The organism is Tepidanaerobacter sp. GT38, from assembly GCF_021991635.1.
Lineage (GTDB): Bacteria > Bacillota > Thermosediminibacteria > Thermosediminibacterales > Tepidanaerobacteraceae > DTU063.
In genome coordinates this window covers 1-4,911 of record NZ_JAFFJA010000008.1, presented here as the reverse complement: position 1 = coordinate 4,911, position 4,911 = coordinate 1, and the positions used below count along the sequence as shown (strand labels likewise).

The 4,911-nt window shown below is 40.3% G+C and carries 4 protein-coding genes; all 4 read right to left on the bottom strand.

The window, feature by feature from the left end; all coding sequences use genetic code 11:
* Nucleotides 1-186: B12-binding domain-containing protein (locus JT739_RS01875; RefSeq protein WP_237659390.1), on the bottom strand; the 186-nt coding region annotated here is incomplete at its 3' end.
* A gap of 325 nt (nt 187-511) precedes the next feature.
* Nucleotides 512-2,275 carry an ASKHA domain-containing protein gene (locus JT739_RS01870; protein WP_237659389.1) on the bottom strand — a complete coding sequence of 588 codons (1,764 nt, stop codon included), beginning with the start codon at nt 2,273-2,275 and terminating at the stop codon, nt 512-514.
* Between the two features lie 46 nt (nt 2,276-2,321).
* Nucleotides 2,322-3,647: an MFS transporter gene (locus tag JT739_RS01865; RefSeq protein WP_237659388.1), complete on the bottom strand. Its 1,326-nt coding sequence runs from the start codon at nt 3,645-3,647 to the stop codon at nt 2,322-2,324.
* 66 nt (nt 3,648-3,713) lie between these two features.
* Nucleotides 3,714-4,911: uroporphyrinogen decarboxylase family protein (locus JT739_RS01860; protein WP_237659387.1), on the bottom strand; the 1,198-nt coding region annotated here is incomplete at its 5' end.

Sequence of the window (4,911 nt, the reverse complement as noted above, 5' to 3'; positions counted from 1 at the left end):
GCCAAGTATGAGTTCTGATAGAAAGTATTCGCCTTTTTCAAATTTGTCGCCTATTACTCCCATTGCATTTCTGCATGTCTCAAGCAGCTTTTGTGGATCTCCTCCACCTTCCAGATACTCTTTGGCAAGTTTTATTGAGCCTTCTTCATCCATGTCGACTATTTTGTTGAAAAGTTCTTCTTGCATGTGTTTTCCTCCTTTTTATTTATTTTTTATATTCAGATAATTATAGTTACCACATCACTCTTGCTTTCCTTTCCTTAAATTTAACTCTCTTGAGTTAATATTGGGGTATGATTAAAGTTGTATATACAGGTCTATAATTAGTATATCTAAGAGCATTTAAATTGTCAAGTATTTTTTGAAAATACTGTTAAACTCTTATTTTTCTCTATACATTGTCCTATAATGATACATACCCTTTCATCTATATCTTTATGTATCATTTTTTTATTTATGAAAAAAGAACGGTATTAGAAAAATACCGTTCTAAAAAACATCAGTTCCTTAATTATTCAAAACCCACTTTATTAAAAAATGTACTGTTGAAACTAGGATGCGAACTTAGTTCTATATAATTTATCTTTTGGGAAAGGGCCACTGCCCGTTCATATTCATTGCGTGAAATAATAGCTAGTTTTGCTCCTGCACCTGCTGCATTTCCTATTCCTTTTATTTTGCTTTTTAGCACTTTTGGTATTAATCCTACGGTGCATGCACTTTCAGGATTTAAATAGTTCCCAAAAGCACCTGCCAAATATACTTCATCAATATCTTGAGTTTGTGCACCGTATTCTTTTAACAGCACTTCAATTCCCGCTGCAATGGCACCTTTTGCCAGTTGAAACTCTCTTATGTCTTTTTGGTTTACATATATCGGTCGGCCTGATGCCCCTTCAGCTATGACAAAAGCCAGTATTCCATTTATGGTAGTGATTTTATCCCTGTATTTTTTACCCAAATCATTTTCTATCTCTTCGGGTTTTAAAAGTCGACCTTTTTTATCTACAATCCCCACTTTAATAAGTTCAGCTACTGTATCTACTAAACCAGAGCCTGCGATGCCTATAGGGGTTGTTTGGCCGATAACAGTGTATTTATATTCTTCCCCCAGCGAGACATGGTCAATTGCCCCTGAAGCTCCTCTCATTCCACATGATATCTGCACTCCTTCAAAAGCAGGCCCTGCTGCGGTGGAACATGCCAGGTACTTGCCATTGGCACCAAGAACTATCTCACCATTTGTGCCTATATCTATTAAGAGCTTTAACTTATCTGCTTTATCCATTTCCGCAGCCAATACCGCAGCTACCGTATCTCCTCCTACAAAGCCTGCTATATTGGGAAATGCAAAAACCTTACCATCAGGATTAATTTTTATATTTAATTCAGCTGCATCCACGATTATAGGTTCCGTTACCACTGGAACATAAGGAGCACGAGCTAAATAGGTGGGAGGAATTTTAAGCAATAAGTGCTCCATCGTAGTGTTTCCAGCAAAGGTAATAGCGTAAATATCTAAGTTGCTATACTGCGTCTCTCTCACAGCTTCCTGTATTAAATTATTAATTTCGCCAATAACTGCACCATGCAGTTTGTCTAGACCTTCAGGTGATTCTGCAGCAAAACTAATGCGGGAAATTACGTCTGCCCCGAACCTGGTTTGGGGATTTAGTGCAGAAACTCTGCATAATTCCTTACCGGTTTTCAAATCTATGAGATAGCCTGCAATGGTAGTGGTTCCTATGTCAAAAGCCATACCTAACAACTTGTCTGTGGTATCATAGCTTTCAACTGCCACGACTGTATCTCCTGCAATTACTGTTGTTACTTTAAAGTCGCTTTGCCTCAATTTTTCTGGCAGACCCTGAAGTACTTTAAGGGACGTTTTAATGCCCTGCTGATTTATGAGTCTCCGCCAGTCATCCCTGTTGTCGGAAAGAGAAGGACGTGGCAGCTCGAAATACACCTTTTTGATTAAAGCATCAACGGCTACATGTCGATCTATGCCCTCAGACAATATTGCATGTTTAAGTTCCTTTTGAGGTAGGTTTACCGTTACATCCTCATTTACTTTATACTGGCATGCAAGCACCTCTTGGACTTGCCCATCTGATTTAATGATACTTACCTTGCACCTTTTACATACACCTAGTCCCCCACAGGGAAATTCAAAGTTAATGCCGTTATCATTAAAAACCTGCTTAAGAGTGGTTTCTGCTGGCACCTTAATTTGCACATCATCAGGAAGTATGGTTACTTCAAAAAAAGTCATTGTATCACCTCATGTCTGACTTTTGTTACCATTATTGTAACATTTTTTAAACTGTTTTAGTTATTGTGTTGTCTGCACCTTCCTGCTGTAGAGACATTTTAAGTCCCAATAGCGCAAAGGCCGTTCCACACAGGCGAATAGCGACCGCTAAAACCAATGCCCAGAAATAACCTCCTGTCACGTCTTTAATGTAAGCTCCTACAAAGGGACCAAAGGCAATTCCTAAACCTACCGAAAATGAGTTCAGTACGCTCATGACCTTTCCTAAATGTTTTCTCCCAAATACATATGGCACTATAGCATAGTGAATTACCGGCTCTCCACCGGAACCAAAATAGAATAATAATCCAGTAATGAAAATTAGAATAACCGAGTGGTAACCCAGGTAAAAGAGAGCCATCACTATTGCCGGTAATAAGTAAACGATCCAAAGGGTCTTCCAAGGCCCTCCTAGCCTATCGGTGATCACGCCCCAGCTAAATCTTCCAATAAGGCCAGCTATTGCTGATGCCGACAAAAATCCCGGAATGACAGATACAAGAATCGTTTCCGTATCCATTACTTTACTCAAACCTTCTAAAATTATTAGTGAGACGTTCTGAAGGAAAAACATGTTAGAAAATGCCGAAAATATAAAGCAAAAATACAATAACCAAAATCTCCTATCTTTTACTGCTTCCTGGAGGGTGTAATCATGAGCCGCTCCTTTAGCTTTAGCCGAAGATGTTTTGGACGCCGGCTTCATTCCTGCAGGAAGCCAATCTTTAGGAGGAGTTTTCCAAAAAGGAACCGCAAGACCAAACAAGCAGACTATTGACATAATGACAAATATGAAAAATATATTTCCTGAAAATCCATGGTTCTTGATATAAGCTCCTATTAAAGGTGAATATATAATAACTGCTGAACCTGTACCTGCCACAGCTAGCCCCATTGCTGTACCAGGTTTGTCAGGAAACCATTTTCCGACAGTGGCTGTATATGTGCCCGAGTAAAATCCGCCACCCAGGCCTACCATAAAACTGCCCAAATACCAAATATACATGGCTTTAGACCAATCATTCATTGAAAGCATCTTGATTATTAAACTATGTCCAATCACCATAGATATAGCTGACATTATAAACGGAATTTTGGGACCATATTTGTCTAAAATTGTTCCTGCAATCGGTGGTCCAATAATCATTGCCCCCATGCCGCTGAAGGTCGCTGCCAGAACTATTGAAGCTGTTGTCTCTAAATTAAAATGAGCTTGTATATGGGGATAAAACATGGTCCACAACTGGTTTACTACTATCGCTGTACCTATTATAAAGGCACTTATGGGGTAAAACCACCTTTTGTCTTCTCCTATACCTTTTTCTAGCCACATAGTTAATCCCTCCATTTAGTGTTACAATTTTGGGCGCCGATGGAGCTTATCGGCGCCCTCACAATATTAACCGTACTGTTCTACTGCTTCTATAAGGGCAGTTAGATTTTCCAGAGGTGTTTCAGCAGGCGCTGTTCCAATATTCGGTGAAAGTATAAATCCTCCACCGGGTTTTACTTGCTCTAGCAAATTCCTGACATATTCTTTTATTTTTGCAGGATTGCCGCCAACCAATAAACTTACCGGAATGCCGCCAACAACACAAGTATGGCCTTGTAGTACTTGTTTCGCTTTAACTACATCGGTTTTTTCGAAATACGCTACACCCCAACCCTTTGGCAGTTCGAGTATTGTTTCCAAATGCTGCTCATGATGACCTTCAAAGAATACCCAGGATTTGACACCTTCTTTGCCAAGTCTCAAAATCACTTCTTTTAAGGTTGGCCAATAGAATTCTTGGTATAATTTTGGCGATAAGTACTCATTTAAGTGCAGCGGAATCATGACTAAGTTAATTCCTAATTTTTTATAAGAGAGAGCATAGTTCATAATAGGCTCAACTAATGCTTCAGTAGCTTTTTTCACCTTATCAGGATACCTGCGGATATCTAAAACCGTATTTGTAATTCCCCTTAAAAAGTCCCCAATGATATCCAGGGGTGCATAAGCTCCACCCATCCTGATGGAGGGATAGCCGAGACTTGCAGCAATCATGCCTATCTGACGGGCTGCAGCAGAAAACCTATTAAACTCCATACCCAGCCTAACCCATGTAGCCATTGCCTGCCTGGGTGTAGCTAAATTATCACATGCTCTCGGCAAGACCTTTTCAGTGACAAACTTTACTGGATCTTCAATCAGCTCATCGTATTCATCTGGTTCCATGAAAGTGCCACCAACAAACTGCGGCGTAGCATTTACATCAGTTTCATTGCCCGGATATCTATAGTATTTGTCTCCAAGGACGTCATGCATAGGTCCTGAAATGAAGGTAGTCCCTGCAGCTACTTCCGGAAATTCTGAAAAGGCCACACTAAATACTCGCCCATCAAGCCCCGGGATGGAGCCCGAAGGCCAATCGAAAGGAAAATCCCTTAAGAACTTTTCTACGGCTTTTATGGCTTTATCGTAGTCATAACAAAATTCTTGCTGAGTGATACCTGCATATGCAGGGATTATATCTCCGCCTACTCCTCTAAGCGGAACCCTGTCCGGTTCCTCAAGATTCATAGCCGCTTCTATCCGCGCAAGACGCTCCTTCGCC

What these genes read in the sequence shown, in the direction of transcription:
- JT739_RS01870 (WP_237659389.1), bottom strand. Translation starts at nt 2,275, where the DNA reads ATGACTTTTTTTGAAGTAACCATACTTCCTGATGATGTGCAAATTAAG.
- JT739_RS01865 (WP_237659388.1), bottom strand. Translation starts at nt 3,647, where the DNA reads ATGTGGCTAGAAAAAGGTATAGGAGAAGACAAAAGGTGGTTTTACCCC.